Genomic DNA, 24131 nt, shown 5'->3' on the forward strand with positions numbered 1-24131 from the left:
TTATTCCGAGTCCGGCACCAGCACCGACCGGAACCGAACTTCGTTCTCCATCATCGCCGCGTAGGCCTCCTCCGCCTCGTCCAAGGAGAACGTCTCGACTTTCGGCGTCACGTCGCGCAGGGCGCTGAAGTCGAGGGTGTCCTCCGAGGCGTGCGGCGTGCCCGAGGGCCACCCGCCGACGCTCCGCCGCCCGGTGACGAGGGGTTGCACGTCGACCGAGAGCGGTTCGCCCGGCACGGCGATGGTGAGGAGTTTGCCGTCGACGCCGACGCCGTCGGCGATGGAGGACATCGCGTCGGCGCTGGGCGCGGTGGCGAGAACGACCTTCGCGCCGCCCATCGACTGGAGTTCCTCGCCGGCGTCGGCCTCGCTGGCGTCGATGAAGTGGTCGGCGCCGAGTTCGTACGCGAGGTCCTCCTTCTCGGGCGACGTGGAGACGGCGACCGTTTCGAACCCGGCCTCGTAGGCGTACTGGATGCCGAGGTGGCCGAGGCCGCCGACGCCCTGGACGGCCACGAGGTCACCCGGCCGGGCGTCGGAGTTTCTGAGGGAGTTGAACGTCGTGATGCCGGCGCACAGGAGGGGCGCGGCGTCGACGGCGTCCAGTTCGTCGGGGACCTTCGCCAGCGCCTCGCGCGGGGCGGTCAGGTACTCGGCGTAGCCGCCGTCGTAGTCGAAGCCGGTCACCTGCGCGTTCTCGCAGGCGATGAAGTCGCCGCGGCGGCAGGCCTCGCAGGTGAAACAGTGGCCGCCGTGCCACCCGACGCCGACTCGCTCCCCCTCCTCCCACTCGGTTACGTCCTCGCCGACCGCATCCACGCGGCCGGCCACCTCGTGGCCGGGGACGCGCGGGTACTCCACGCCGGGCCACTGGCCCTCCTTGACGAACGCGTCGCTGTGGCAGATGCCGCAGGCCTCGACGGCGACTCTGACTTCGTTCGCTTCGGGTTCTGGCACGTCTCGGTCGACGACTTCGAACTCCGCTCCGGGTTCCGGAATCTGGACAGCTTTCATCGAGTCGAAGTAGGGAAGGAACGACCGTAGGCGGTTTGGGCGGTTCGCTTACCAGTTCGATACCGTAGGGGTTCGCTACGCCCCGTCCAGCGGCATCGCCACGCCGACGAGCGTCTGGCCGGCCGTCACCGTCGCCTCGCGGCAGACGGAGTAGACGACGCCGGCGCGGTCGGCCGTCGCCTCCTGTAGCACCTCGTACGTCGTCGGGTCGTAAACACGCCCGAGGTGGTCGCCCTCCGCCACCTCGCGGCCGAGTTCGGCGTCCGGAGCGGCGTGGAAGAGTCCGGAGTCGGCGGCGGTGACGCGCCCGAGGTGGTTCCGGGCCGTCGTCTGCTCGGCCGGGAGTTCGGGGTCGCTCGGAAGCATATCGAGTTCGCGCAGGACGTTGAACACGCCGCGGACGCCCGTCTCGATGGCGGGTTCGACCAACTGCTTGTTGTGCGCGAGTTCGGGCGTGATGGAAGGGATGCCCCGGCGCGTGGCGGCGACGCGGAGTTTCCCGCCGAAGTTGCGCTCGGACCACTCCACGTCGGCGTCGTCACCAGAGCCCGGCGAGTTCTGGTTGGCTCGCAAATCGTCCGATTTGCGATCGTCGCCCGCCGCCTCCGCGAGGAGGAGGTCGGTTCCGAACGCCTCCGCGAGGCGACGGCTCTCGGTATCGCCCTGCAGGTACACCGTGTGGGTCAGCATCTCGGGGCTACCGGTGTGCAGGTCGACGATGTAGTCGACCTCGCCCGCGTACTCCCACAGTGCCGCGGCCATGCGCTCGTGCAACGACCCCTCGGCGTCGCCGGGCCAGACGCGGTTCATGTTCGAGTGGACCGAGTCGAGCGACTCGGGCGTCGTGTAGGAACTGCGGTCGAACGTCAGCGGGTCCGCGACGGGGACGGCGACGAGTGTGCCCGATAGCTCCTCAGAATCGAGTCGCTCGTGGACGCGGCGGAGCGTCTCGGTGCCGTTTATCTCGCGGCCGTGCTGGGCCGCTTGGACGTAGACGGTGGGGCCGTCGTCGTCGCCCGAGCCGTAGGTGTGAACCGTCGTCTCCACGTCGATTCCCGAGGGGAGGCGCGCGAGGGTGACCGTCTCGGCGGTGTGCATGTCCGGTGGTTCGCGAGGCGGGGCTTTGTAGCTACGGAAAGCGGGGCGGTCGGCGCTCGCGCTAACGCTGACTGTCGCGGAGGACGAACGGGCCGATAGAGAGCGTCCGCTTGGCGACGGTGGCGATGCGGAGCACGTACGACAGGAGGAGGAGGAACGGGAGAATCGAGACGGAGAAGGCGAACATCGTCACCCAGACGATGTTGTCGACGGCGAGGAACGACCCCGTGAACGTCGTGTAGTCGACGAACGCCAGCATGCCGACGGAGACGAGCAGCGCCGGGATGGCGGCGTAGGCGACGAGTTGGGAGAGGCTGGTCAGCGCCCACTGGAAGTACAGCGTCTTCACGTGCTCGCGGGCGGGGCCGAACATGACGAGCGCATCCCGCAGGTCGTTCAGCGCCGTCCGCGTCCGCTCGTCGATAGCGTCGTTGTGCCGGGCGAGGAGTCGGTCCACCTCGAACACCTTCCGACCGTAGTTGAAATCCAGCGCCGCCGAGAGGAGGTCGAACGTTCCGAACGTCGCGCCGTGCAGTCTGTCGAGCACCACGTCGGCGTTCTCGGAGGTGCTGTCGCAGAACTCGGCCAGTTCGTCGGTGGCGTCCTCGTCGTCGATTCGCTCCGTCGCGTCCTTCACGTTCGTAGCCTGAACTTGCGCCGCCGCGACGAGCGCCGAGAGGAGCGCCGAGGGGTCCGCCGGTGCGGAGTTCAAACCGGTGAGTTCGCGGATGTACTCGCGGGTGTCCATCGCGCCGCTCATCCGCGAGCGCTGGTCGCCGAACGGGCCGAGTTCCTGGGAGATGACCACCTGCGTGATGGTGACGACGAGGGTGACGCCGGTGATGGTGGCGCTGGCCATCGTCGCGAAGATGGAGTCCAGCACGTCGCCGGACCTGACGGTCGTCAGGAACGGCGGGTCGAGCGAGATGCCGCCGATGACGAGGAGAACGAAGAAGACGGTTGCGAGCACCCCCGTGGCGACGAGGCGGTTGGCTTCGAGGAGGATCCACAGTTTCAGTCGGGACTCGCCGGCCCGTTCCCGCATCGTGTTCGCCGACCCGACCGTCGCGTCGTCGTCCTCGCTCGGGTCGTACGTCCGGTCGAGGATTTCCGAGCGTTCGGTGCCGTCAGTCATGACGTTCCGCATCGTCGTCCGCTTTCGGCCGTTTGAGGACGAGGTACTTCGTTCCCCCCTCCACGTAGTCGACGCCGCAGACCAGTTCCCAGCCGTCGTCGCCGAGGTCGTTCAGTTCCTCGACGGGGTCTGACGCCTCCGCTCTCGCCGACCCGCGGGGCGGCCGGAGGGTGTGGTACTCCCAGCGCGTCGTCTCTTCGGACATACTGTGTACACCGGGATGCAACTGGTATGGCGTTACCGGCCGACGGAGCAACTCACCAACGTTTTCACCCCGCACCGCGTCCGGAGTGACATGAGCAACCCGACTGCGACGCTCCACACGACCCGAGGCGACATCGTCGTCGAACTGTTCGAAGAGCGCGCGCCGCGGACGGTGGAGAACTTCATCGGTCTCGCGACGGGCGAGAAGGAGTGGAAGGACCCCGAGACCGGCGAGGAGCGGACGGACTCGCTGTACGAGGGAACCGTCTTCCACCGCGTCATCAGCGACTTCATGATTCAGGGCGGGGACCCCGAGGGGACCGGCCGCGGCGGCCCCGGCTACCAGTTCGACGACGAGTTCCACGACGAACTGCGCCACGACGGGGCGGGTAAACTGTCGATGGCCAACAGCGGTCCGAACACGAACGGCTCGCAGTTCTTCATCACCCTCGACGCCCAACCGCACCTCGACGACCGCCACGCCGTCTTCGGCGAGGTCATCGAGGGGATGGACGTGGTCGAGGAGATCGGCTCGCTCCCGACGGATCGCAACGACAAGCCGATGAAGGACGTCGAAATCGAGTCCGTCGACGTCGACCGGTAGCTCTCTTCCCGTCTTCTCGATTCGGCACGCGGCGTGCGACAACCGGGCACCGGCACCCGACAACCGACAGCGCAAAGTCCGCCTCCCCGCTAGGTGCCTCCATGAGCGACTCCGAGGACGCCGACGGGCCACTCCGCCCGAGCGACGTGGGCGACGAGGCGAACGCGCCGCCGATAGACGAGAAGCCCTACAAGATAATCTTCGAGGCGAACAAATGCTTCGGGGCGGGCCGGTGCGCCGAAGTCGCCGACAACTGGGAGATGGACATGGCGTCGGGGCTCGCGCGGCCGAAGTCCTACTTTATCGGCGAAGAGGAGTTAGAGGAGAACGTCCGCGCCGCCGAGGTGTGCCCGGCGAAGAAGGACCGCGGCGTCATCCACGTCATCGACCGACGGACGGACGAGGAGATAGCCCCGGACCCGAACGGCGACGGGTCGCTGAGCGTCGACTGGTAACCGCTACTCGTCCAGCGTAACCGTCCCGAGGGGGCCGGCCATGCGCGGGTTGATGCCGGAGATGGTGTGCGGGCGGAAGCCCTGCACCTCGCTCCGGACGCCGAAGCTGTTCTTGAGGTTGTACGCCGGGAGGTGCGGGCGGTCCTCCAGAATCGTCGTGATGGCGTCGGTGTACAACTGTTTGCGCTCCTCGCGGTTCGGGGACTCGCGGGCCTGGTCGAGTTGCGTCATCACCTCGTCGTTCTCGTAGTAACAGCCGTTGGTCGACCCCGCCTCGGACTCGTGGAACATGTAGTAGAGGTAGCCGTCCGGGTCGACTTCGTCCACCCAGCCGAGGGTGTACATGTTGTAGTCGTCCTCGTTGCCCGTCGCGTACTTGTCGAGGAACGCCCCCCAGTCGAGACGCTGGACGGAGGCGTTCGAGAAGCCCATGCTGTTGAGGGCGTTCGAGACGGTGATACCGATCTGTTCGCGCTTGTCGTCCGGCGGGACGATGATGGTCCAGTCGTAGTCCTTGTCGACGCCGGCCTCCTCCATCAACTGCTCGGCCTTGGTCTGGTCCTTCTCGTGGGGTATCTGCTGCCACTCCTCGATGGGGAAGTCCCACGACTCGATGAGGCTCTGCGGCAGGGGACTGGTCATGCGGACCCCCGCGGGTTCGACGTAGTTCGAGACGGCCTCGTCCATCGAGATGGCGTAGTCGATGGCCTCGCGCACCTTCTTGTCGGCCGTCGGCCCCTCGTTGCAGTTGAAGGAGAGGTAGTAGTAGCCGAGGCCGCCGCGTTCGGCGACGTCGGCCTCCTGAATCCCGTTCACCGTGGAGTACAGTTTCGGCGGCACCGTCTGGATGATGTGGTTCTCGCCGTTGCGGAGCGTCGTGACTCGCGTCGTCGGTTCCGAAATCGGTCTGAACTCCAGTGACGCTATCTCCGGCATGGGTTCGCCCCAGTAGTCGTCGTATCGCTGCATGCGGACGTAGCTGCCTTCCTGCCACTCGACGAACTCGTAGGGGCCGCTGCCGACGGGGTCAGAGGTGTTGAACGCCTGCTTGTTCTCCTCTCGGACGGACTTCGGCACAGGGTACCACGAGAGTTTGTGCCGGAACGGCCCGAACGGGTACTTCAGGTCGAACTGCACCGTCGCCTCGTCGACGGTGGTGATGGAGTCTATCATCGTGAACTCCGACCCGTTCTCCGTCTCCTCGCGACCCGGCGCGAGGAACGAGTACTTCACGTCCTCGGCGGTGATGGGGTCGCCGTTGTGGAACGTGATTCCGTCCTTCAGCGAGACGACGTACCGCGTTCCCTCCCTGCTCACCTCGGGTTCGCCGTCCGCGAGTTGCGGGGTCAGCGTCGTCCCCTCCTCGTAGGTGTACAGTCCGTCGAAGACCTGCTCGACCACCTGCAGCGACGGGATGTCGTTGGCCTTCATCGGGTCGAGGTCCAGCGGCGACTTCGTCTGCGCGAAGTTGAGCGTCGGGCCGTCCCCGCCCGCCGACGTCGCCGTCTCCTCCGTCCCGGTGGCTCCGGCGCCTTCCGTCGACGTCGCGGTGCCCGCCCCGGTCCCCTCGCTCTCGCCGCCGTCGCCGCCCGCACAGCCGGCGAGACCGGTGATTCCGGCCGCACCGATTCCTTGCAGCACTCTCCGCCTCGAACGATTTTCGCTCTCCTCGGTCATTCTCTCGCGGATTAACGGATGCTGGGTAAAAAACTTGGTGCAGGACGCGTCGGTTTCCGCCATCTCGGTCGGCGACGGCGCGGAAAGTAGACGAACGTCGCGGCGAGGCGGAAGAAGACGGACGACCCGACGGCGCCGAACCGCCCGACGCCGCCCGTTCGCGGCGGCGAAGCGAAACCATATTGGTGACGGCAGGAAAGCCAAGAAACGAGCGGGGGTGGCTGAGCTAGGCCAAAGGCGGCGGACTTAAGATCCGCTCTCGTAGGAGTTCATGGGTTCGAATCCCATCCCCCGCATAGTCGTCTGCGAGCGAAGCGAGCGGAGCGACCGTGTCGATGGTTGAGCCTCGTACGCTCCCGTCAGTCGGTACTCGCCGACGCGGTTATCTCCTCTTCGACCCAACCTATAGGAATGACTACCAGTAACGACCGGCCGCACCGGTACTCCGACGGACAGGGGTTCGGCGACCCCTACGAGGGGTTCGACCTCGGCGCCGACGGCCCGGTGGCCGACGTCGACCCGGCGGACGACTACGTCCTCGCGGACGTCGTCGAGGAGTCGCAGGTGCACCCCGACGGCGTGGACGTCTCGACGCTGATAGACGTCGGACTGGAGTACCTCGCCATCGAACAGTACGAACAAGCCATCGACTCGTTTACGCGGGCGGCGTTCTACGCGCCCGAGGAGTCGGCGGCGGCGGCCGAAGCGTGGGTGAACAAGGGCATCGCGCACGGCGAGTTGGACGAGTGGGACGAGGCGGCGAGTTCGCACCGCGAGGCGATGCGAATCGACGCCGACGACGCCCTCTCGGCCGCGGCGGAGACGAACTTCGCGGCGGCGCTGTGGGAGTCCGGCGAGAGCACGGCGCCGTTGGAACACGCCGAGGCGGCCGTCGAACGCGACCCGCGGTTGGCCGAGGCGTGGTACAACCGGGGCTACCTCCTGAACGAACGCGGCCAGTACGAAGAGGCGCTCCGGTGTCTCGACGCGGCCGCCTCGCTCGGCCTGCGGACGGCGTGGGTCGCCGACGAGCGACGCCGGGCGCTGGAGGCCCTGGGCGAGTACGACCGCGCCGCCGAAATCGAAGAACGGGCGCGGAGCGGTCTGGAGACGCGCTCGTTGAACCGTCTCCGCGAGGAGTGACCCGCGCCGCAACTTATTCCCCGCTGGCCCTAATTATATCTCATTACACCATGTCGGTGATGCCCGCCAACGAGCCCACGCGATTCGACTACCTCCTCGCGGTGATGGGAGTCAGTCTCGCCTGCGCCGCCGTGCTGGGCGTCCTCTCGTCGATTCCCGTCTACCTCGCGGCCAGCGCCGGGTCCATCCTCGCCGCGGGCGTCCTCGTCGGCGGCACCCTCGGAGAGTATCTGTAGTCCGGGAGCTCTCCGCTCGACGTCGTTTCTCGACCGTCCGCAGAAGACTTTCGCGAGCGCCGTCGCTGTGAATTTCGCGTATCGCGTCCGACGGACGGCACGCTCAGAATGTGAGTATCGTGGGAAAAGGTAGCGCCCGTTCGGGAACAGCCCGAACGGACGCTGCCGCCCTGAATTGGTCCCCGCTGACGCTTCGGCCCTCCAAAGCGAAGCGTCACTTACGTCCAAGCCGGGGAACCACTTAAGCGTGCCGCACGCTCGCAAACTCTCCGGTTGTGTGCCCGCTGTCGGGAATGAGGGGGGCCGAACGCGAGGGGCTTTTGTCCCGCGAACGCCTCTCCCGTCCTATGAGCGAACTACCCGACAGGGCGCGGCGCGCCCTCAGCGACCACGACTCCTTCGAGAAGCGAGACGGGTCCACGTACGAGTGGACCGCGACGGCGTTCGACGGCCGGGTCGACGTCGGCGAAAACGAGGGAGAGATCACGTTCGACGTGACCGTCCGCGTGCCGATGCTCGACGACGTCACGGAGGACGAGGTGGCGCCCGTCGTCGAGGACGGTTGGTACGAGACGTTCGCGTTGCGCGTCGAGGACGTGGGCGGCGTGACGAAGAAGGAACGCGACCTCGACGTGGACGTGACCCGCGAGGTGACGTCGGCCGTCGTCAGGACGTCGTTCTCGGACATCAACGAACGGCGGGGCGTCGAGGACGCCGGTGCCGTCGTCGACTACGTGGAGGGAACGTACGTGCAGGGAGTCATCCCCGGCTACGAGTACACCGACCCCGTCGCGGGCCTCATCAACCGCGCGACCGACGCGGCGAACAGCGAAGGAACGCCGCTCTGACCCGGGCACCCCCGATTCAGTCCATCGCGATGTACGTCTGGGTGTCCTCGATGCCGGACATCTCGTGGATGGACGCGGCTATCTCTTTGACCTGCGCGGTGTCGTCCACGCTCGTTTTGACGATGAAGTCCACGTCGCCGGCGACGATGCTGACGCTCTCGACGCCGTCGTGGAGGTCCAGCATGGAGCGTTTCAGTCCGTCGACGTCGCCCGTCGACGCCTTCACCATCACGTAGGCGGTCACCATCTCAGGCACCCCCCGCGGCGGCGGCGACGCCGCTTTCGCCGACGATCAACTGTCTGACCTCCCCGAGTACCTCGAAGTCGGCGAGGATGGCCAACCGGTCGCCCGTCTCCAAGGAGTCGTCGGTCATCGGAATGCCCATCGGCTGGTCGGCCTTGCCGAACGCGATAACGCGCGCGTGCGCCGGGAGCGCCACCTCCTCGATGGAGTACCCGTGCATCGGGGAGTCGTCGCTGACGGTCATGAGGACGACCTGGAGGTTCTGTGCGATGTCCGCGATGGCCCGGACCGAGCCGCCGAGTAGGGCGTTCTTCGCGCCGATGGCGCCCAGTCGCTCCGGGTAGACCACCTGGTCGACCTGGTCGGCGTACTTCTGGTACACCTCCTCGCGATAGTCCTCGTCGACCCGGAGCACCGTCCGGAGCCCGTGGTGTTTGGCGATGGAGCAGGCCGCGAAGTTGACGTTCAAGTCGCTCGTGAGCGCTCCGAGAGCGTCGGCGTCGCCGACGCCCGCACGTTCGAGCACGTCCTCGCGGGAGCCGTCGCCTTCGACTATCTCGAAGCCCGCTTCGCGAGCGCGTTCGGCTCTGTCGTCGTCGATTTCGACGAGCGTCACCTCGTGGCCTTCGTCTCTGAGAACACGGGCCGTTCGAAGCCCCACACGTCCTGACCCAATGATAACGAATCGCATGGGAAAGCAGTACGCTGTCTGAGATGAATAAGCTTCCCCCGTTGGACCGGTCGGCGCAAACGCTATGTCGCGTGCCGTGCACCACCATACCATGGTACACGCCTACATCATGGTGAAGACGGGGGCGGGCGTCTCCGAGACGCTCCTCGCGCCGATTCGGGAGTTAGAGACGGTGACGGAGGCGCACGTCGTCGCGGGCGCGTACGACATCATCGCGGAGGTGACGTCCGACGAGGTGTATCAGGTCCTTCAGACGGCCTCCAGCGGGATTCAGGGGCTCGACGGCGTCACCGATACGAAGACGTACATCTCGATGGAAGACTGAGTCGGTCGGTCGGCGCACGACGGTCAGGGGTCGGCGGTCCGCGCGTCCGCGACCTCAGCGCTCCAGTTCGTTCGGGTCGTGCCGGGTCAGGAACTCGCGCATCCCCTCTCGCTGCGCCCGTAGGTCCGGCGGCAGCGACTCGTAGGCGTGTTCGAACACGTCGTCGGGGTCGGGTTCCGGCAGGTCCTCCACCGCCTCGACGGCCTCGCGGAGTTCCTCGTCGGCCGCTTCGTACGTCGACTCCACGAACTCGTCGTCTATCGCTCCCTCCCCGCGCAGGAACTCCTCGGTCCGTTCGAGGGGGTCGCGGACGCGCCACTCGGGGAGGTCCGGGTTGTCGTCGCGGTAGGCGCTCGGGTCGTCGGCCGTCGTGTGCGGCCCTCGCCGGTACGTGAGGCTCTCGACGAGGACGGGGCTGCCGTCGCGCGCGTCCGCCAGCGCCTCCGTGACCGTCTCGCGGACGGCGAACGGGTCGTTGCCGTCCACCTGCACGCCCTCGAAACCGTACGCCTCGGCCTTGACGGCGATGGAGTCGCTGGCGGTCTGGCGCTCCCGCGGCAGCGAGATGGCCCAGTCGTTGTTCTCACAGAAGAAGACGACGGGGGCGTCGAACACGCCCGCGAAGTTCAGCCCCTCGTGGAAGTCGCCCTCCGAGGTGGCGCCGTCGCCGAAGCAGACGAGTATCGCGTGCGACTGTTCGAGGTACGTCGCCGCCATCCCCGCGCCCGTCGCCAGCGGAATCTGCGTGGCGATGGGGACGGCTTGCGGGAAGACGGGCACGTCGTGGCCCGAGGTGAACTCCGGGTGGCCGCGGCGGAAGGCGAACACGTCGCTCATCGGCACGCCGCGGGCTATCTGGAGGGCGTTCGAGCGGTACGTCGGAAAGAGCACGTCGTCCTCGCGCATCGCGTGCGCGGCGCCCACCTGCGAGGCCTCCTGCCCGTGGAACGGCGGATAGCCGCTCATCCACCCGCGCCGCTGAAGCGCGAGCGCGCGTTCGTCGAAGCGCCGCGTCCGGACCATATCGCGGAACGCGGCGCGCGCGTCCCCCTCGTCGAGCCACGAGTCGGCGAGCGAACGCTCGCCGATGAGTCGATGCATGTCGGCCATCTCGCCGGGGTCCGTGATAAACGCCCGCGATTCGCGCCCCCGACCGGCCGCTCCGACCCGAGGGTGTAAAGTTCGCAGGCCCCCTACCTCGGGTATGGTCTCGGTCCTCAACCTCGTGCTGTTCGGTGTGGTGCTGGCCGGCCACACCCTCCTCGCGGCGGTGATGACGCGGTTCTTCCGCATCCGACTGAACACGCAGTGGGGATACGTCGTCTACTCGTTGACGCTCATCCCCGTCGCCCTGTTCGTCACGACGCTCGTGTTCACGGGCGTCCTCGGCATCGGGCCGAACCTGGGGAGTCCAGTGGCGGCGCTGGCCGTGATGGTCGGGATGCCGCTGGCGCTCGGATTCACCGTCGACACGCTGTACGTCCCGCCGCCGGAGGAGTACGACCTGCCGGAGACGGGAAACTGAGGGTTAGCCCCGACGCCCGTCGTCACCGTCCTCGCGGACGAGTCGCTCGACGCTCCGCTCGACCATCTCGACCACGTCTTCGGGAGACTGCGTCGCGTCGACGCGGACGAAGCGGTGCGGTTCGGCGTCGATGAGTCGCTCGTAGTTCTCTCGTACCCGCGCCAAGTAGGAGGCGCGCTCGAACTTGTTCGTCGCGCCGGCGCGGGCGGCGGCCGTCTCGGGGTCGACGTCGAGGTAGATTGTCGCGTCGGGGGGTCGGGAGAATGCCGCGTGGATGCCCCGGATGAACTCTAGCGGGCGGCGCAGGTCCGAGTCTTCGAGCGACGCCGCTTGGTACGCGAAGCGCGAGTCCGAGTACCGGTCGGAGATGACGAGGTCGTCCTCCGCGAGAGCGGGGCGAATCACCCGCGAGAGGTGGTCGGCGTGGTCCGCCGTGAAGAGGAACAGTTCCGCGAGGGAGTCGGCGTCCTCGTCGGCCATCGAGCGGTAGACGGCGTCGCCGTACCACGACTCGGTGGGCTCGCGGGTGAACACTGCGTCGGGGTAGACGTCCCGTAGCGCCTCCCAGACGGTGGTCTTCCCGCTCCCGTCCAACCCCTCCAGCGTGATGAGCATGCTTCGGGGTGGACGGCGGGGCGATTAAAACCGCACGAGTCGCGGCGGCGGACTCGGTGGACGCGTCGAGTCGGCCGCGAAACCGAGGGACGACGGGGCCGACGGGGGTACATTTACGTCGCTTCCGCGACAACTATAGGCGATGAAAGTTCTCGTCGTCGGCGGCAGCGGCTTCATCGGGACGAACCTGTGTCGCGAACTCAAATCGCGGGGTCACGAGGTGACGGCCCTCTCGCGGAGTCCGAGCAGCGAGGACCTCCCGGCGGGTGTGAACAAGGCGATGGGGAACGTCACGGCGTACGACTCCATCAAGGAGGCGTTCGAGGGGATGGACGCCGTCTACAACCTCGTCGCGCTCTCGCCGCTGTTCAAGCCCAGCGGGGGCAACGAGATGCACGACAAGATTCACCGCCAGGGGACGGAGAACGTCGTGCGCGCCGCCGAGAAGCACGAGGTGGACCACCTCGTCCACATGAGCGCGCTGGGCGCCGACCCGGACGGTCCGACCGCCTACATCCGGGCGAAGGGACGAGCCGAGGAGATCGTCACCGAGTCCGTCCTTGATTGGACCGTGTTCCGGCCCTCAGTGGTGTTCGGCGACGGCGGCGAGTTCGTCTCGTTCACGAAGATGCTCGCGCCCCCGTACGTGAGCATGCTCCCCGGCGGCGGGAAGACGCGCTTCCAACCCATCTGGGTGGGGGACCTCGTGCCGATGATGAGCGACGCCCTCGAGGACGAGAAGCACGTCGGGCAGGTGTACGAGGTCGGCGGTCCGGACAAGATGACGCTGGCCGAGATAGCGAAACTAATCCACGAGTCGGACGGCCGGTCGACGACGGTCGTCTCCGTCCCGATGGGACTGGCGAAGATAGGACTCACCGTCGCCGGGTCGGTCCCGGGGTTCCCCATGGGCGCCGACCAGTACCGCTCGCTCAAGTTCGACAACGTCACCGACGACAACGACATCGGCGCCTTCGACTACTCCACCGGCGAACTGACGACGCTCAAAGCGTACCTCAACGACCGCCGCGAACGGTAGCGTCGGTCGCCGCGCGCGACCGGAAAACCGGTCCGTTGGGGGCGTTAACGACACCGAAATGTCGAGCTGGCGGCAGACGTGCTCGCCCGTTAAGCTAGCTTGTTTGGGAGAGATACCGTGTGTCGTAGCGGTCCTGTCCGTCGTTTCCGGAGTTATTGTAACATTTTCCAGACATTAATGCAGCGCAAGGTTTATGTTCGTGTTCGTATACCTGACAGTCAATGGTGAGGGGAACGAAGAAACGATGAAGCTCGCAATGATCGGATTCGGGCAGGCCGGGGGAAAGATCGTCGACAAGTTCGTCGAGTACGACAAGCGGCACGGGTCCGGTATCGTCCGGGCGGCCGTCGCCGTCAACTCGGCGAAAGCCGACCTGATGGGTCTCGAACACATCCCGCAGGACCAGCGCGTACTGATCGGGCAGTCCCGCGTGAAGGGCCACGGCGTCGGCGCCGACAACGAACTCGGCGCGGAAATCGCCGAGGAGGATATCGACGAGGTGCAGGGTGCCGTCGACAGCATCCCCGTCCACGAGGTGGACGCCTTCCTCGTCGTCTCCGGTCTCGGCGGCGGCACCGGAAGCGGCGGCGCGCCGGTGCTGGCGAAACACCTGAAGCGCATCTACACGGAACCCGTCTACGGAATCGGCGTCCTGCCGGGCGGGGACGAGGGCGGTATCTACACTCTCAACGCCGCGCGGTCGTTCCAGACGTTCGTCCGCGAGGTGGACAACCTGATGGTGTTCGACAACGACTCCTGGCGGAAGACCGGAGAGTCGGTTCAGGGCGGGTACGACGAGATCAACGAGGAGATAGTGACGCGCTTCGGCGTGCTCTTCGGAGCCGGCGAGGTCGAACAGGGGGGCGAGGTCGCAGAGAGCGTTGTCGACTCCTCGGAGATTATCAACACCCTCGCGGGCGGCGGCGTCTCCACGGTCGGGTACGCCTCCGAGACCGTCGAGGAGAAGAGTTCGGGCGGCGGCCTCCTCTCGCGCATCACGGGCGGGGGCGAGGACGAGCAGATAGACACCGCTCACACGACCAACCGCATCACGTCGCTGGTCCGCAAGGCCGCGCTCGGTCGCCTCACGCTCCCCTGCGAGATAGAGGGCACAGAGCGCGCGCTGTTAGTGATGGCCGGCCCGCCGGAGCACCTCAATCGGAAAGGCATAGAGCGCGGTCGGAAGTGGATCGAAGAGCAGACCGGCAGCATGGAGGTTCGCGGCGGGGACTACCCCATCCGCAACTCCGGCAAAGTCGCGTCGGTCATCCTGCTGTCGGGCGTCACGAACGTGCCCCGCATCAAGGAACTCCAGCAGGTCGCCATCGAGGCGCAGGAGAACATCGACGATATCAGACAGGAGAGCGATCAAAACTTGGAGAATTTAGTCAACGATGGCGAAGACGAGTTGGAGTCGCTGTTCTAAACTCGTCCTCGCGGCGCTCGTCGTCCTCGTGACCGCGGCGGCCCCGGCGGCCGCCGTCTCGGTCGGCGGAGACGACGTGCCCGAGGAGGCGCAGGTGGACTCGAAAGTCACCGCGTCGGTAACGCTCGACGAACTGTACAAGAACCCGCAGTTGGAGTCGTGGACGCTCGCCGGGTCGACCGAGTTGGAGGACGTGACGTGGACCGTCACCTACTACGACCAGACCGGCGCGAAGGTCGGACAGGAGTCCTTCGACGGGCAGAACTTCAGCGGCGCGAGCGTCGTCGCCGACGACGGCACGAGCGAGGTCGAAGTGAGCGTCTCGGGCACCGCGCCCGAGGTGGAGTCGTACGTCTACGACCCCGCCCAGTCGTTCACCGTGCTGAGCCTCGAACAGACCCGCGCAGGCGGGTCGACGAACGATATCGACTCGTGGTCGGCGCACCACTTCACCGAGGAGAGCGGCGACGCGCGGGGCGCACTCGACGAGGCGCGGGCCGCCGTCGACGCGTCCGGGTCGGACGAAGCGCAGAGCACGTTCGAGAAGGCCGTCTCGGCGTTCGAGAGCGGCAACAGCTTCGACCTCGCGACCGAACTGGCGTCCGACGCCGAGTCGCAGGCCCAGCAGGCCGAGCAGTCGAGTCAGACGAGACAGATGGCCATCTACGCCGGCGGCGGACTTCTCGCCCTCGGCGCCGTGGTCGGCGGTGTCTTCTACTGGCGCTCCCAGCAGACCGGCTACGACAAACTGGGCTGACTCGCGACTCGCGAACGGACCGTTCTGTTCTTTATTCCGGACGACGCGGATGCATCTATGCAGGTCGTCGTCCCGTACGCGGCGCGTGACCCGAAGAGCCGCCTCGCCGACGTTCTCGACGCCGACGAGCGGCGGGCGTTCGCCCGAGCGATGCGCGCGGACGTAGTCGACGCCGTCCGCGCCGCCGGCGGGACGCCGACCCTCCTGACGACCGCCCCGCCGGAGTCGAGCGAGGACCCCGCGCTCGACGGCGTCGCCGTCGCCGTCGACGACAGACCGCTCACGGACGCCGTCGACGACGCGCTTCCGGAGGGGCCGGGCGAGACGGTGGCCGTCGTCATGGCCGACCTCGCGCTGGCGACGCCCGAGTCGCTGACCAGACTGTTCGAGACGACCGGCGACGTGGCGATAGCGCCGGGTCGCGGCGGCGGGACGAACGCGCTGGTCGTCCGCCACCCCGACTTCCGGGTCGACTACCACGGCGCGTCGTACCGCGACCACCGCCGAATCGCGGCCGACGCCAGCCTCTCGGTGGGCGTCGTCGACTCGATGCGACTGGCGACGGACGTCGACGAACCCGTCGACTTTGCGGAGGTCCTCCTCCACGGCGAGAGGCGGGCGCGCGACTGGCTTGCGGACGCCGGCTTCGAGGTGGTCGTCCGGGAGGGGCGCGTCGGCGTCCGCCGGTCGGAGTAGCGACGGAACCGGGCGACGGGCGCGACGACGCCGAGGCGGCGCGCCTGCCCGGAAGTGAACCCTTTTGTCCGTTCGCTGCGCACGCGGAGTCGTGTTCCCCGCGGCCGAGACGTACGGCATCGAACTCGAACCCGACGACGCCGACGTCGAACGACTGCTCGCCGTGACGCCCGCGGACGCCTCCCCGGCGTCCGAACTCACGTTCTCGCGGAACGTCTTCCTCCCGCTGACGACGGCCTGTCGGTACACCTGCACCTACTGCACCTACTACGACGTGCCCGGCGAGGCGGCGCTCATGTCCCCCGAGGACGTGCGCGAGACGCTTCGACTCGGCGCCGACGCCGGATGCACGGAGGCGCTGTTCACGTTCGGCGACGAACCCGACGAGCGCTACACGGCGGTTCACGACCAGTTGGCCGAGTGGGGGTACGAGGACATGCTCGACTACCTCCGCGACTGCTGCGAGATGGCGATGGAGGAGGGTCTGCTGGCGCACTCGAACCCCGGCGACCTCTCCGAGGAACAGTTCGAACGCCTCGCGCCCATCAACGCGAGCATGGGCGTCATGCTGGAGACGACGGCCGACGTGAAAGCCCACTCGGGCGGCCGGCGGAAGACGCCCGGCCAACGTCTTAACACCCTCCGCGCGGCGGGGAGAGTCGGCGTTCCGTTCACGACCGGCCTTTTAATTGGAATTGGCGAGACGTGGCGCGACCGCGCGGAGAGCCTCCTCGCGATACGTGAACTGCACGAGCGCTACGACCACGTCCAAGAGGTCATCGTCCAGAACGTCGTGCCGAACGAGCGCTCGGACTTCGAACGGCCCTCGCTGGAGACCATGCGCCGCGTCGTCGCCATGGCGCGGGTCGCCCTCCCGGAGGAGGTATCCGTGCAGGTTCCGCCGAACCTCTCGCCGACGCGCGACCTCTTGGACTGCGGCGTCGACGACCTGGGCGGCGTCTCTCCGGTCACCGACGACTACGTCAACCCGGACTACGCCTGGCCCGCGCTGGACGAACTCCGCGATATCGCCGACGGCGCCGACGTTCCGCTGTACGAGCGACTACCCGTCTACGAGCGGTACCTCCCGGAACGCCACCGTCGTCCCGGCTTCGACGGCGTCGAGACGGACCGCTCGTGGCTCTCCGACCGGGTCGCGCGCGCGATGGACGCCGACGACGTGCACGGCGAACGCTACCGCGGCGTCGCCCGCCGGGACGGACCGCTGGCGGTCGGGTCGGCCGACTGAGCCGAAGGCGTAACCGTTCAGTGACCGCTCAGTGACCGCTCAGATGCCGAGAATGTCGGGGACGCGTCGACGGAAGAGCGTGTACGCCGCAGCGACGAGGAGTCCCGCCCCGACGACGATGCGGACGGGACCGTCGAAGAGGTACGCGACCGGTAGCGAGAAGACGAGCGTGAGCAGGAAATCCTCCGGCGCGCCGTCGTACCGGACGACGTGACGGGGTTCTAACCAGCGTTTCGCCGGGTGGAGATACACCGCGCGGAGGGACGTACGCTCCCACGGCCGGAGTTCGTCACTGGCGCCGAACCAGTCGGAGGCGGCGTGCAGGCCCGCACCGAGGAGGAACGTCGCCGCGGCGACGGTCAGGGGGGAGGGTGCGAAAGCGGCGACGACGGCGGCTCCCAGTCCCGCGAGCGAGGCGTAGACGGGGAAGTGCAGCGTCTTGCGGTGCGTCCCGACGAACAGGTCGATGTCGGGCGCGATGCCGCCGAGAAGCGCCCCGGCGAGGGCCGGCAGGGCGAACTGCGGCGCGAGGAGGGACGCGGGCGCGCCGAAGAAGAGGAGCGCGGCGGCCGCGTGAGTCGTCACCATCATGGGGAGAGAGGAGGGGCGGCGCGTACTTCAGACTGCGCCCGCCGGCGCCGCTCGCCGGTGTGCGAGCGAGTCAGTCGTCCGCGGGAGCGGGAGCGCCGTCGTCCCCGTCTCCGGAACCGGAGTCGGAGTCGGCGTCCGAGAGCATGGGCGTCCCGTCCGCGCGCGGGCCGAGCGTCGGGCCGTGCGGGCCGTCGTCGGGGTCGAGCGGACGCGTCTGTCGGTAGTCCGTCGAGCGTTCCACCGGCGGGCGGCCGATGGCCGACACCATGTCGACGTAGTCGTCGAACGAGCGGTACTCGCCGTAGCCGCCGCCCGCGCGCTTCGTTATCTCCTCGGAGAGGATGGTGCCCATGAAGTCGTTGGCGCCGCAGTTGAGCAGTTTCAGCCCCTTCGCGTTGCCGTACTTCACCCACGAGGACTGCACGTTGTCCACGTTGTCGAGAAAGAGGCGCGCGACGGCGACCATCAGTTCGTCCTCTGCGTCGGAGGCCCCCTCCGTGACGAGTCCCCGGTCGTACAGCGGCGTGTTCTGGTGGACGAAGGAGAGGGGGACGAACTCCGTGATGCCGCCGGTGCGGTCCTGCAGGTCTCGGATGACCTTCAGGTGCATCACGCGGTGGGCGGCGTTCTCGACGTGCCCGTACATGATGGTCGCCGTCACGTCGAGACCGGCGGCCATCGCGCCCTCCATCCCTTCGACCCACTCCTCGGTCGAAATCTTCCCCGGGCAGATGACTTCGCGCACCTCGGGGACGAGAATCTCCGCGGCGGTACCCGGTGCGGACGAGAGACCCGCGGCCTTCAGTTCTCGGTACACCTTCTCGTAGGACCAGTCGGTGCCGCGGCGGGCGTGGTAGGCCTCCTCGGGCGTCATCGAGTGGAGGTGGGCGCCGCCGACGGACATCGCGCGCATCTGGTCGACGTAGGTCCCGGGGTCTTTGTCGTACGCCGCCGGCGGCTTGTAGTCCACCTCGGCGTAGGGGTTCTCGTAGCCCGCCAGAATCTCGCGGTGCTCCTCGTTCAGGACGAACGCGGGGTGGAGGCCCGAGACGGAGGTCACCTCGTAGATGCCGGTATCGAGGGCGTCCTCGACGATTTCGCGCGACTCCGCGGGCGTCTTCGTGAACCCGGTGTGTTCGCCCTCGTGGTCGGACTCGAACTGGTGGGCGGTGTTCTTGAAGTTACAGAACAGACAGCCGGTGTTGCAGGCCGTCGTGACGTTGTTGTTCAGGTTCGCCACGAAGGTGACGTCGTCGCCGACCACCTCGGCGCGGCGGCGGTCCGCGGCCTCCAGCACCTGCTCTTTGCGTCGGAGGTCGATCCCCGACCGGTCCGTCCCCGTCGTCATCAGTTCGATGCCGTCGGCGACGGCGAGTCGGTCGCCGGCGCGCGCCTTCGCGAGGGCGTTCTCGAACGACTGGTCGGTGTCGGGCACGTGGTCGAACTCGACCTCCTCCTCGCTCGGTACCGGCGCGTCGGTCATACGCACGACCACCGCGCCGGCGCACAAAAGTGAGGCGGTCGCGGTCACCCGCGGAACTCGGAAAACCCCAGCGGAATCGGTCCCTCGCCGTCACCGCCGGTCCGCCGACGGGTGCTGTCACCCCTCGCTCGCGGTTTATCTCCTCGGCGCGCGTCTAGAGGAGCATGTACGATGAGTCAGTCGTCGGTGCGGAACGGGACGGAACGGGCTTTTGGGTCAGCGCCCTCCTCGGCGCGGTGGTGAGCGTGGTCACCTCCTTCGTTCCCTTCTCCCCCGTCATCGGGGGCGGAGTGGCGGGATACCTCCACGCCGGGTCGCGCGAGGACGGCCTCCGCGTCGGTGCCGCCTCGGGCGCCATCGCCGCGATTCCCGTCGTCCTCCTCGTCGCCCTCGTCTTCGGCGGCTTCGGGTTCTTCACCATCGTGGAGAACGCGTTCGGCGCGACGGCGTTCTTCGCCGGCCTCCTGCTGGTCGTCGCGCTGCTCGTCGTGACGCTCTCGGCCGGGTTGTCCGCCGTGGGCGGTTACCTCGGCGTCTACGTCCGCGAAGAGACCCGGAACGGGGACGGCGCCCGCCGCCGCGGCGAGAGCGTCGACGTCGACGCCGACTCCTCCCTCTGAACGCGTGACCGTCGCGTCCGAGTCGACCCGTCCGGTTTCGTTCGTTCTTACGTTTCGTCGTTCTTACCTGACCCGCCTTCCCTCCCGCGTGGGATGTGCCTCCTCCATCCCGGTCATCCGCGACTGTACCGCCTCGACGAGGGCCGGGAGCGTCTCCGCGGCGTCGCCGCGAACGACGTAGTCCGCGAGGCCGTCGTTGACCGTCTCGGCGGCGTCGAAGACGGCGAGTTCCCCGCGCTCGGCCGCCTCGACGGGAAGCGACGCCGCGGGTTCGACCGTCATCGACGACCCGACGACGAGGAACACGTCGCTCTCCCAGGCGAGTCGGCGCGCCGACCCGTAAGCCGCCTCCGAGAGGTCCTCGCCGTAGAGGACCACGTCGGGTCTGAGGTGACCCTCGCAGCCGAACTCGGGGCACGAGGGCGGGGCGTCGCCGGCGCGGACCTCGTCCAGCGACGTTTCGGTCGGTACGGACTCCCCGCACGCCGCACAGACCGACCGCGACGCGTCGCCGTGCAGTTCGACGAGTCGCTGCGTCCCCGCGTCGCGGTGGAGTCCGTCGGTGTTCTGCGTCACGACGGCGTCGACGACGCCCAGTTCCTCCAGCCACACGAGCGCGCGGTGGGCCTCGTTCGGTCCGGAGGCGTCCCCGAACAGTCGGTCGTGCAGTTCGAGGCGGTCCTCCCAGAACCCCCGCGGGTCGCGTTCGAATCGTTCGAGCGTGAACTTCTCGACGTCGAACTCGGTTCCCCAGATTCCCCCGTCGCCGCGGAACGTCGGTACGCCGGACGCGGCGCTCGCGCCCGCACCGGTCAGCACGGTTACCCCGTCGGCCGCGACCAGCGTCTCCGCCAGGTCGGCCACCTGTTCATCCATGAACATTCATCGTAGCCGAAGTGTAAAAGCTTCACGCTAGACATTAATTCGTCTCTAGAACACTTTAACGATACAGGTTCGTGAGTATATCCGGCAATGAGTCGCCGAGAGTAGGCACGGGAGTGGAAGGATTCTTGTGAGAGGCCGACCCCACCTCTCGCATGACCAGCGTGAAGGAGTTCCGCGTGGAGGCGGAGCCGACGGCGACGGAACCGGGCCGCGGCCGGTTCGTGTTCACCGACCAGTACTCGGTGTTCGATTGGGGGGAGATGCCCGACCACGTCCCGGGGAAGGGGGCGTCGCTCTGCACGATGGGAGCGTTCAACTTCGAGCTTCTGGACCTCAACCACATCCCGACGCACTACGTCGGCGTGAGCGAGGGCGGCGAGGTGAAAGACCTCGGCGACTGCGAGTCGCCGCCGACGGAGATGGTCATCGAACTCACGCAGGTGCCGGACCTGCCGTATCTCTCCGAGGAGAACGCCTACGACTACGACGCCTACCACGCCGAGGCCGGCGAGAACTACCTGATTCCGCTCGAAATCGTCTTCCGAAACACCGTCCCCGTCGGCTCCAGCCTCCGCGGTCGGGGGTCCCCGCGCGACTACGGACTGGACGCCGACGTGTGGCCCGAGGGCGTCGTCGACCTGCCGGAACCGGTCGTCGAGTTCTCCACGAAGTACGAGGAACAGGACCGTTACCTCGACCGCGCCGAGGCCGAATCGATAGCCGGGGCCGCCGAGTTAGATCAATTAGAGGAACTCGCCCTCGCGGTCAATCACATCCTGAACGAACGTGCCGAGCGCGCCGGGTTCGCTCACGAGGACGGGAAGATAGAGTGTCTGTACCACGACGGCGCGATAAAAGTCGCGGACGTGGTGGGGACGTTCGACGAGAACCGATTCTCCTACGACGGCCAGGAGGTCTCCAAGGAGGTCGTCCGCCAGTACTACAAGAAGACCGACCCCGAGTGGGTGGCCGCCGTCGCCGACGCGAAGGAACGGGCCGTCGAGGAGGGCGTCGCGGACTGGCGCTCGCTCTGCGAGGCGTCGCCGGACCCCCTCCCGGCCGCCGTCGTCACCGCCGTCTCGGAACTGTACGCCGCGGGGACGAACGCCTACACCGGGTCGGAGTGGTTCGACGCGCCGCCGGTCGCGGACGCGGTCGACCGCGTACGAAACCTGTAGCGTCGCCGTATCTCTCCGACTGCGAGAGCGACATAAGGAGAGAGCGGCCGCGCTAGTCGTCGGACGGGCCGGGCGTCGTCTCGGCTTCGTCCTCGGCGTCGACGTCTTCGGCTTCGTCTACACCGCCGAGCGCGCTCGTCAGTCCGTCTATCGGCCGGTCCGGGTTCGCCTCGACGGCCTCGTCGGTCGCACCGAGTTGATACTTCGAGGCGTCGGCGTCCTCGCGGAGACTGGTTCGGCCGCGGTGGACGCTCACCGCGTTGTCGAGATGGAGGTTGACCGCCTCGACCAGGGCGTCGGCCTCGAGCGGTTGGCCGAGCGACTTTATTTCCTCGATGGAGGCGTCGTCGGGCACGTCGAACGCCCGTTGGGTGATGATGGGCCCTTGGTCGAGGTCCGTCGTCACGTAGTGTGCGGTGACGCCGGCGATGCGGACGCCCTCCTCCTTCGCCTGTCGATAGGCGGCCGCGCCGGGGAACGCCGGGAGCAGCGACGGATGGATGTTGATGATGCGGTCCTCGTAGCGGAAGACCACGTTCGGCCCGAGGATGCGCATGTAGCGCGCGAGGACGACGAGGTCCGCGTCGTACTCGTCCAAGCGCTCTAAGAGTTCGTCCTCGTCGGGCGACCCCTTCTCGTCGCCGACGTCGTGGAACGGCACGTCGTAGTGTTCGGCGAGGGGCCGTAGGTCGTCGCGGTTGGCGATGACGACAGAGATGTCCGCGCCGAGGTCGTCGTTCGCCCACGCCTCGAACAGCGCTTCGAGGCAGTGGCTCTCGCGGGTGGCGAGAACGGCGATCTGTTTGGTCCCCCGATCGGCGGGAAAGCGGACCTGTACGTCGACTCCGAGGTCCTCCCCGAGGTCCTGGAGGGCCTCCCGGAGGGTATCCTCCGTGCAGACCATCTCGGAGGTGTCCGCGTTCAGCGTCATCCGGAAGACGCCATCGCGGACGGCCTGGTCGAGGTCCTCGACGTTGATTCCGCGCTCGAACAGCAGGGTGGTGAAGTTGGCGATGAGTCCGGTTTCGTCCCCCCCGATGACCGTAATCTCGGTGAGTTCTGTCATCGGTCCCACCTCCGACTGCCGTACTGCGGAGTCATCGGCGGAAGAAGACGGTGAGCGGTGAAAAGCATGCCCATCCGCACAGCGGGCCTCCGTCCGTACTGCGGAACCGACTCCGGCCGGGTCAGTTGCACGTTCGTGTACACCAAACGCAGTCCAAAACTGCTTTTACGCACGACCGCGCACCACGAACCGATGACGACCTACACCGCCACGGTGACGGTCCGCCTGAAGCGGGGAGTCCTCGACCCGGAAGCCGAGACGACCAAGCGCGCGCTCGAACGCCTCGGGTTCGAGTTGGAGGCGCTCCGCTCGGCCGACCAGTTCGAGGTCGACGTGGACGCGGCGTCGGCGTCGGACGCCGAGGACCGGGCCGACGAGATGGCCCAGCGCCTCCTCGCCAATCCGACGATTCACGACTACGACGTCGACGTGACGGAGGCGTAGATGGCCGTCGCACCTGCGACGACTTCCGTCGAGGCTCCGCACGGAGGTGCGTCCCGATGACAGTCGCCGTCTTCACCCCGCCCGTCGAGACTGCACACGGAGGTGCAGTCTGATGACGGTCGCGGTGATCCAGTTCGGCGGGTCGAACTGCGACCGCGACGCCGTCCGTGCCCTCGACCACCTCGGTATCGACGCCGAACGCGTCTGGCACGAGGACGGTCTGCCCGAGGGCGTCACCGGCATCATGCTCCCCGGCGGCTTCTCCTACGGCGACTACCTGCGCGCGGGCGCGATGGCCGCGCGGTCGCCGGTCATGCGCGAAGTCCGTGACGCGGCGAGCGAGGGGACGCCCGTCCTCGGCGTCTGCAACGGCGCGCAGGTCGGCTGCGAGTCCGGTCTCACCGAGGGCGCCTTCACCACGAACGAGAGCGCCCGCTTCCAGTGCGAGCGCGTCCATCTGCGCGTGGAGAACGCCGAGACGCCGTGGACGGCGGCCTACGAGGAGGGTGAGGTCATCGAACTCCCCATCGCGCACGGCGAAGGACGCTTCGAGGTGAGCGAGGACCGGTACGAGACGCTGGTCGAGGAGGACCGCGTCCTCTTTCGCTACTGCGACGCCGAGGGGAACGTCACGTCCGAGGCGAACCCGAACGGGTCGCGCGGCAACGTGGCGGGCATCCGCGGGGAGGCCGAGAACGTCGGCGTGCTGATGCCGCACCCCGAGCGCGCGTCGCTTCCGGACCTGAACGGCAGCACCGACGGCGCGGGCGTGCTCCGCGGGTTCGAGAGCGTCTGAAGCGGTCGCTCGGCGAGTAGCTTCCCGAAAATCGAGGCGCCGCGACGACGCATCGCGTCACCGTCGAACCCGCGGTCCGCGGACCCG

29 protein-coding genes and 1 tRNA gene are annotated in these 24131 nt (G+C 67.6%); 17 read left to right on the forward strand and 13 right to left on the reverse strand.

Annotated elements, in window-relative coordinates; genetic code table 11:
- From NDI76_RS13670 to sp36, 4 genes are all read right to left on the reverse strand, one after another.
- Entirely contained in the window at nucleotides 1–1014 is a 1014-nt protein-coding gene (locus NDI76_RS13670; protein ID WP_310924640.1) for an alcohol dehydrogenase, read from the reverse strand.
- A gap of 75 nt (nucleotides 1015–1089) precedes the next feature.
- Nucleotides 1090–2112 carry a succinylglutamate desuccinylase/aspartoacylase family protein gene (locus tag NDI76_RS13675; protein WP_310924641.1) on the reverse strand — a complete coding sequence of 341 codons (1023 nt, stop codon included), beginning with the start codon at nucleotides 2110–2112 and terminating at the stop codon, nucleotides 1090–1092.
- Between the two features lie 61 nt (nucleotides 2113–2173).
- Nucleotides 2174–3247: a DUF7972 family membrane protein gene (locus NDI76_RS13680; RefSeq protein WP_310924643.1), complete on the reverse strand. Its 1074-nt coding sequence runs from the start codon at nucleotides 3245–3247 to the stop codon at nucleotides 2174–2176.
- Nucleotides 3240–3452 (reverse strand): Sp36 family protein, encoded by a 213-nt coding sequence (gene sp36 / locus NDI76_RS13685; protein WP_310924644.1) that lies wholly within the window; start codon nucleotides 3450–3452, stop codon nucleotides 3240–3242. Before sp36 ends, NDI76_RS13680 begins: the two co-directional genes overlap by 8 nt.
- 90 nt (nucleotides 3453–3542) lie before the next feature.
- Between sp36 and NDI76_RS13690 the strand changes: the two genes are divergently transcribed.
- Entirely contained in the window at nucleotides 3543–4055 is a 513-nt protein-coding gene (locus NDI76_RS13690; protein ID WP_310924645.1) for a peptidylprolyl isomerase, read from the forward strand.
- Nucleotides 4056–4156: 101 nt separating this feature from the next.
- Nucleotides 4157–4510 (forward strand): ferredoxin, encoded by a 354-nt coding sequence (locus tag NDI76_RS13695; protein ID WP_310924646.1) that lies wholly within the window; start codon nucleotides 4157–4159, stop codon nucleotides 4508–4510.
- A 3-nt stretch (nucleotides 4511–4513) separates the two neighbouring features.
- Here NDI76_RS13695 and NDI76_RS13700 read toward each other — a convergent pair whose 3' ends face one another.
- Nucleotides 4514–6187, reverse strand: a complete 1674-nt coding sequence (locus tag NDI76_RS13700; protein WP_310924647.1) for an ABC transporter substrate-binding protein — start codon at nucleotides 6185–6187, stop codon at nucleotides 4514–4516.
- A gap of 211 nt (nucleotides 6188–6398) precedes the next feature.
- On the opposite strand from NDI76_RS13700, the gene NDI76_RS13705 reads away from it, so the two are divergent.
- The 4 genes from NDI76_RS13705 (at nucleotide 6399) to NDI76_RS13720 (ending at nucleotide 8414) form a co-directional block, all read left to right on the forward strand.
- Nucleotides 6399–6483 (forward strand) — tRNA-Leu (locus NDI76_RS13705).
- 115 nt (nucleotides 6484–6598) lie between these two features.
- Nucleotides 6599–7330, forward strand: a complete 732-nt coding sequence (locus tag NDI76_RS13710; RefSeq protein WP_310924648.1) for a tetratricopeptide repeat protein — start codon at nucleotides 6599–6601, stop codon at nucleotides 7328–7330.
- A 59-nt stretch (nucleotides 7331–7389) separates the two neighbouring features.
- Complete coding sequence (locus NDI76_RS13715) at nucleotides 7390–7566, forward strand: DUF8015 family protein (RefSeq protein WP_310924649.1); 177 nt, start codon at nucleotides 7390–7392, stop codon at nucleotides 7564–7566.
- 347 nt (nucleotides 7567–7913) lie between these two features.
- The gene (locus NDI76_RS13720) at nucleotides 7914–8414 is read left to right on the forward strand and encodes a DUF5813 family protein (RefSeq protein WP_310924650.1); all 501 of its coding nucleotides are present in this window, start codon (nucleotides 7914–7916) and stop codon (nucleotides 8412–8414) included.
- A gap of 16 nt (nucleotides 8415–8430) precedes the next feature.
- Here the strand turns inward: NDI76_RS13720 and NDI76_RS13725 are convergent, their stop codons facing one another.
- Entirely contained in the window at nucleotides 8431–8661 is a 231-nt protein-coding gene (locus NDI76_RS13725; RefSeq protein ID WP_310924651.1) for an Lrp/AsnC ligand binding domain-containing protein, read from the reverse strand.
- 1 nt (nucleotide 8662) lies between these two features.
- Complete coding sequence (locus tag NDI76_RS13730; protein WP_310924652.1) at nucleotides 8663–9349, reverse strand: potassium channel family protein; 687 nt, start codon at nucleotides 9347–9349, stop codon at nucleotides 8663–8665.
- Between the two features lie 91 nt (nucleotides 9350–9440).
- On the opposite strand from NDI76_RS13730, the gene NDI76_RS13735 reads away from it, so the two are divergent.
- On the forward strand, nucleotides 9441–9674 hold the full coding sequence (locus NDI76_RS13735) for an Lrp/AsnC ligand binding domain-containing protein (RefSeq protein ID WP_310924653.1): 234 nt from the start codon (nucleotides 9441–9443) through the stop codon (nucleotides 9672–9674).
- 54 nt (nucleotides 9675–9728) lie between these two features.
- Here NDI76_RS13735 and NDI76_RS13740 read toward each other — a convergent pair whose 3' ends face one another.
- Nucleotides 9729–10775 carry a thiamine pyrophosphate-dependent dehydrogenase E1 component subunit alpha gene (locus NDI76_RS13740; RefSeq protein ID WP_310924654.1) on the reverse strand — a complete coding sequence of 349 codons (1047 nt, stop codon included), beginning with the start codon at nucleotides 10773–10775 and terminating at the stop codon, nucleotides 9729–9731.
- Nucleotides 10776–10878: 103 nt separating this feature from the next.
- Here NDI76_RS13740 and NDI76_RS13745 point away from each other — a divergent pair, with 103 nt between their 5' ends.
- A complete protein-coding gene (locus NDI76_RS13745) occupies nucleotides 10879–11199 on the forward strand; it encodes a DUF7991 family protein (RefSeq protein WP_310924655.1) in 321 nt (106 codons plus the stop codon).
- Nucleotides 11200–11202: 3 nt separating this feature from the next.
- Here NDI76_RS13745 and tmk read toward each other — a convergent pair whose 3' ends face one another.
- A complete protein-coding gene (gene tmk / locus NDI76_RS13750; protein ID WP_310924656.1) occupies nucleotides 11203–11814 on the reverse strand; it encodes a dTMP kinase in 612 nt (203 codons plus the stop codon).
- Nucleotides 11815–11956: 142 nt separating this feature from the next.
- Between tmk and NDI76_RS13755 the strand changes: the two genes are divergently transcribed.
- The 5 genes from NDI76_RS13755 (at nucleotide 11957) to cofG (ending at nucleotide 16981) form a co-directional block, all read left to right on the forward strand.
- Nucleotides 11957–12853 (forward strand): complex I NDUFA9 subunit family protein, encoded by an 897-nt coding sequence (locus NDI76_RS13755; protein ID WP_310924657.1) that lies wholly within the window; start codon nucleotides 11957–11959, stop codon nucleotides 12851–12853.
- A gap of 244 nt (nucleotides 12854–13097) precedes the next feature.
- Nucleotides 13098–14279 (forward strand): tubulin/FtsZ family protein, encoded by a 1182-nt coding sequence (locus NDI76_RS13760; protein ID WP_310924972.1) that lies wholly within the window; start codon nucleotides 13098–13100, stop codon nucleotides 14277–14279.
- Nucleotides 14248–15036, forward strand: a complete 789-nt coding sequence (locus NDI76_RS13765) for a hypothetical protein (protein ID WP_310924658.1) — start codon at nucleotides 14248–14250, stop codon at nucleotides 15034–15036. Before NDI76_RS13760 ends, NDI76_RS13765 begins: the two co-directional genes overlap by 32 nt.
- A gap of 57 nt (nucleotides 15037–15093) precedes the next feature.
- Nucleotides 15094–15732, forward strand: coding sequence for a 2-phospho-L-lactate guanylyltransferase (cofC, locus tag NDI76_RS13770; RefSeq protein ID WP_310924659.1), 639 nt, complete (start codon nucleotides 15094–15096; stop codon nucleotides 15730–15732).
- A gap of 91 nt (nucleotides 15733–15823) precedes the next feature.
- Nucleotides 15824–16981 (forward strand): 7,8-didemethyl-8-hydroxy-5-deazariboflavin synthase subunit CofG, encoded by a 1158-nt coding sequence (gene cofG, locus NDI76_RS13775; RefSeq protein WP_310924660.1) that lies wholly within the window; start codon nucleotides 15824–15826, stop codon nucleotides 16979–16981.
- Nucleotides 16982–17020: 39 nt separating this feature from the next.
- On the opposite strand, the gene NDI76_RS13780 is transcribed toward cofG, so the two are convergent.
- Together NDI76_RS13780 and cofH are read right to left on the reverse strand one after the other, a co-directional pair.
- A complete protein-coding gene (locus NDI76_RS13780; RefSeq protein ID WP_310924661.1) occupies nucleotides 17021–17572 on the reverse strand; it encodes a metal-dependent hydrolase in 552 nt (183 codons plus the stop codon).
- Nucleotides 17573–17642: 70 nt separating this feature from the next.
- Nucleotides 17643–19055, reverse strand: a complete 1413-nt coding sequence (gene cofH, locus NDI76_RS13785; RefSeq protein WP_310924662.1) for a 7,8-didemethyl-8-hydroxy-5-deazariboflavin synthase subunit CofH — start codon at nucleotides 19053–19055, stop codon at nucleotides 17643–17645.
- Nucleotides 19056–19219: 164 nt separating this feature from the next.
- Here cofH and NDI76_RS13790 point away from each other — a divergent pair, with 164 nt between their 5' ends.
- Nucleotides 19220–19675 (forward strand): DUF5518 domain-containing protein, encoded by a 456-nt coding sequence (locus tag NDI76_RS13790; protein ID WP_310924663.1) that lies wholly within the window; start codon nucleotides 19220–19222, stop codon nucleotides 19673–19675.
- A gap of 63 nt (nucleotides 19676–19738) precedes the next feature.
- Here the strand turns inward: NDI76_RS13790 and NDI76_RS13795 are convergent, their stop codons facing one another.
- Nucleotides 19739–20551 (reverse strand): Sir2 family NAD-dependent protein deacetylase, encoded by an 813-nt coding sequence (locus tag NDI76_RS13795; protein ID WP_310924664.1) that lies wholly within the window; start codon nucleotides 20549–20551, stop codon nucleotides 19739–19741.
- A 161-nt stretch (nucleotides 20552–20712) separates the two neighbouring features.
- On the opposite strand from NDI76_RS13795, the gene NDI76_RS13800 reads away from it, so the two are divergent.
- Complete coding sequence (locus NDI76_RS13800; protein WP_310924665.1) at nucleotides 20713–21738, forward strand: phosphoribosylaminoimidazolesuccinocarboxamide synthase; 1026 nt, start codon at nucleotides 20713–20715, stop codon at nucleotides 21736–21738.
- Between the two features lie 52 nt (nucleotides 21739–21790).
- Here NDI76_RS13800 and NDI76_RS13805 read toward each other — a convergent pair whose 3' ends face one another.
- Entirely contained in the window at nucleotides 21791–22804 is a 1014-nt protein-coding gene (locus NDI76_RS13805) for a formyltetrahydrofolate deformylase (protein ID WP_310924666.1), read from the reverse strand.
- Between the two features lie 192 nt (nucleotides 22805–22996).
- Here NDI76_RS13805 and purS point away from each other — a divergent pair, with 192 nt between their 5' ends.
- A complete protein-coding gene (purS, locus tag NDI76_RS13810) occupies nucleotides 22997–23248 on the forward strand; it encodes a phosphoribosylformylglycinamidine synthase subunit PurS (RefSeq protein ID WP_310924667.1) in 252 nt (83 codons plus the stop codon).
- A 112-nt stretch (nucleotides 23249–23360) separates the two neighbouring features.
- Nucleotides 23361–24044 (forward strand): phosphoribosylformylglycinamidine synthase I, encoded by a 684-nt coding sequence (gene purQ, locus NDI76_RS13815; RefSeq protein WP_310924668.1) that lies wholly within the window; start codon nucleotides 23361–23363, stop codon nucleotides 24042–24044.
- Nucleotides 24045–24131 lie beyond the last annotated feature (87 nt).

It is taken from the genome of Halogeometricum sp. S1BR25-6 (assembly GCF_031624495.1).
In the GTDB taxonomy this organism is placed as follows: domain Archaea; phylum Halobacteriota; class Halobacteria; order Halobacteriales; family Haloferacaceae; genus Halogeometricum; species Halogeometricum salsisoli.

Excerpts from the sequence above, each read along its gene's own strand:
- NDI76_RS13670 (WP_310924640.1), bottom strand. The coding sequence starts at position 1,014 with ATGAAAGCTGTCCAGATTCCGGAACCCGGAGCGGAGTTCGAAGTCGTC.
- NDI76_RS13675 (WP_310924641.1), bottom strand. The coding sequence starts at position 2,112 with ATGCACACCGCCGAGACGGTCACCCTCGCGCGCCTCCCCTCGGGAATC.
- NDI76_RS13680 (WP_310924643.1), bottom strand. The coding sequence starts at position 3,247 with ATGACTGACGGCACCGAACGCTCGGAAATCCTCGACCGGACGTACGAC.
- sp36 (WP_310924644.1), bottom strand. The coding sequence starts at position 3,452 with ATGTCCGAAGAGACGACGCGCTGGGAGTACCACACCCTCCGGCCGCCC.
- NDI76_RS13690 (WP_310924645.1), top strand. The coding sequence starts at position 3,543 with ATGAGCAACCCGACTGCGACGCTCCACACGACCCGAGGCGACATCGTC.
- NDI76_RS13695 (WP_310924646.1), top strand. The coding sequence starts at position 4,157 with ATGAGCGACTCCGAGGACGCCGACGGGCCACTCCGCCCGAGCGACGTG.
- NDI76_RS13700 (WP_310924647.1), bottom strand. The coding sequence starts at position 6,187 with ATGACCGAGGAGAGCGAAAATCGTTCGAGGCGGAGAGTGCTGCAAGGA.
- NDI76_RS13710 (WP_310924648.1), top strand. The coding sequence starts at position 6,599 with ATGACTACCAGTAACGACCGGCCGCACCGGTACTCCGACGGACAGGGG.
- NDI76_RS13715 (WP_310924649.1), top strand. The coding sequence starts at position 7,390 with ATGCCCGCCAACGAGCCCACGCGATTCGACTACCTCCTCGCGGTGATG.
- NDI76_RS13720 (WP_310924650.1), top strand. The coding sequence starts at position 7,914 with ATGAGCGAACTACCCGACAGGGCGCGGCGCGCCCTCAGCGACCACGAC.
- NDI76_RS13725 (WP_310924651.1), bottom strand. The coding sequence starts at position 8,661 with ATGGTGACCGCCTACGTGATGGTGAAGGCGTCGACGGGCGACGTCGAC.
- NDI76_RS13730 (WP_310924652.1), bottom strand. The coding sequence starts at position 9,349 with ATGCGATTCGTTATCATTGGGTCAGGACGTGTGGGGCTTCGAACGGCC.
- NDI76_RS13735 (WP_310924653.1), top strand. The coding sequence starts at position 9,441 with ATGGTACACGCCTACATCATGGTGAAGACGGGGGCGGGCGTCTCCGAG.
- NDI76_RS13740 (WP_310924654.1), bottom strand. The coding sequence starts at position 10,775 with ATGCATCGACTCATCGGCGAGCGTTCGCTCGCCGACTCGTGGCTCGAC.
- NDI76_RS13745 (WP_310924655.1), top strand. The coding sequence starts at position 10,879 with ATGGTCTCGGTCCTCAACCTCGTGCTGTTCGGTGTGGTGCTGGCCGGC.
- tmk (WP_310924656.1), bottom strand. The coding sequence starts at position 11,814 with ATGCTCATCACGCTGGAGGGGTTGGACGGGAGCGGGAAGACCACCGTC.
- NDI76_RS13755 (WP_310924657.1), top strand. The coding sequence starts at position 11,957 with ATGAAAGTTCTCGTCGTCGGCGGCAGCGGCTTCATCGGGACGAACCTG.
- NDI76_RS13760 (WP_310924972.1), top strand. The coding sequence starts at position 13,098 with ATGAAGCTCGCAATGATCGGATTCGGGCAGGCCGGGGGAAAGATCGTC.
- NDI76_RS13765 (WP_310924658.1), top strand. The coding sequence starts at position 14,248 with ATGGCGAAGACGAGTTGGAGTCGCTGTTCTAAACTCGTCCTCGCGGCG.
- cofC (WP_310924659.1), top strand. The coding sequence starts at position 15,094 with ATGCAGGTCGTCGTCCCGTACGCGGCGCGTGACCCGAAGAGCCGCCTC.
- NDI76_RS13780 (WP_310924661.1), bottom strand. The coding sequence starts at position 17,572 with ATGATGGTGACGACTCACGCGGCCGCCGCGCTCCTCTTCTTCGGCGCG.
- cofH (WP_310924662.1), bottom strand. The coding sequence starts at position 19,055 with ATGACCGACGCGCCGGTACCGAGCGAGGAGGAGGTCGAGTTCGACCAC.
- NDI76_RS13790 (WP_310924663.1), top strand. The coding sequence starts at position 19,220 with ATGTACGATGAGTCAGTCGTCGGTGCGGAACGGGACGGAACGGGCTTT.
- NDI76_RS13795 (WP_310924664.1), bottom strand. The coding sequence starts at position 20,551 with ATGGATGAACAGGTGGCCGACCTGGCGGAGACGCTGGTCGCGGCCGAC.
- NDI76_RS13800 (WP_310924665.1), top strand. The coding sequence starts at position 20,713 with ATGACCAGCGTGAAGGAGTTCCGCGTGGAGGCGGAGCCGACGGCGACG.
- NDI76_RS13805 (WP_310924666.1), bottom strand. The coding sequence starts at position 22,804 with ATGACAGAACTCACCGAGATTACGGTCATCGGGGGGGACGAAACCGGA.
- purS (WP_310924667.1), top strand. The coding sequence starts at position 22,997 with ATGACGACCTACACCGCCACGGTGACGGTCCGCCTGAAGCGGGGAGTC.
- purQ (WP_310924668.1), top strand. The coding sequence starts at position 23,361 with ATGACGGTCGCGGTGATCCAGTTCGGCGGGTCGAACTGCGACCGCGAC.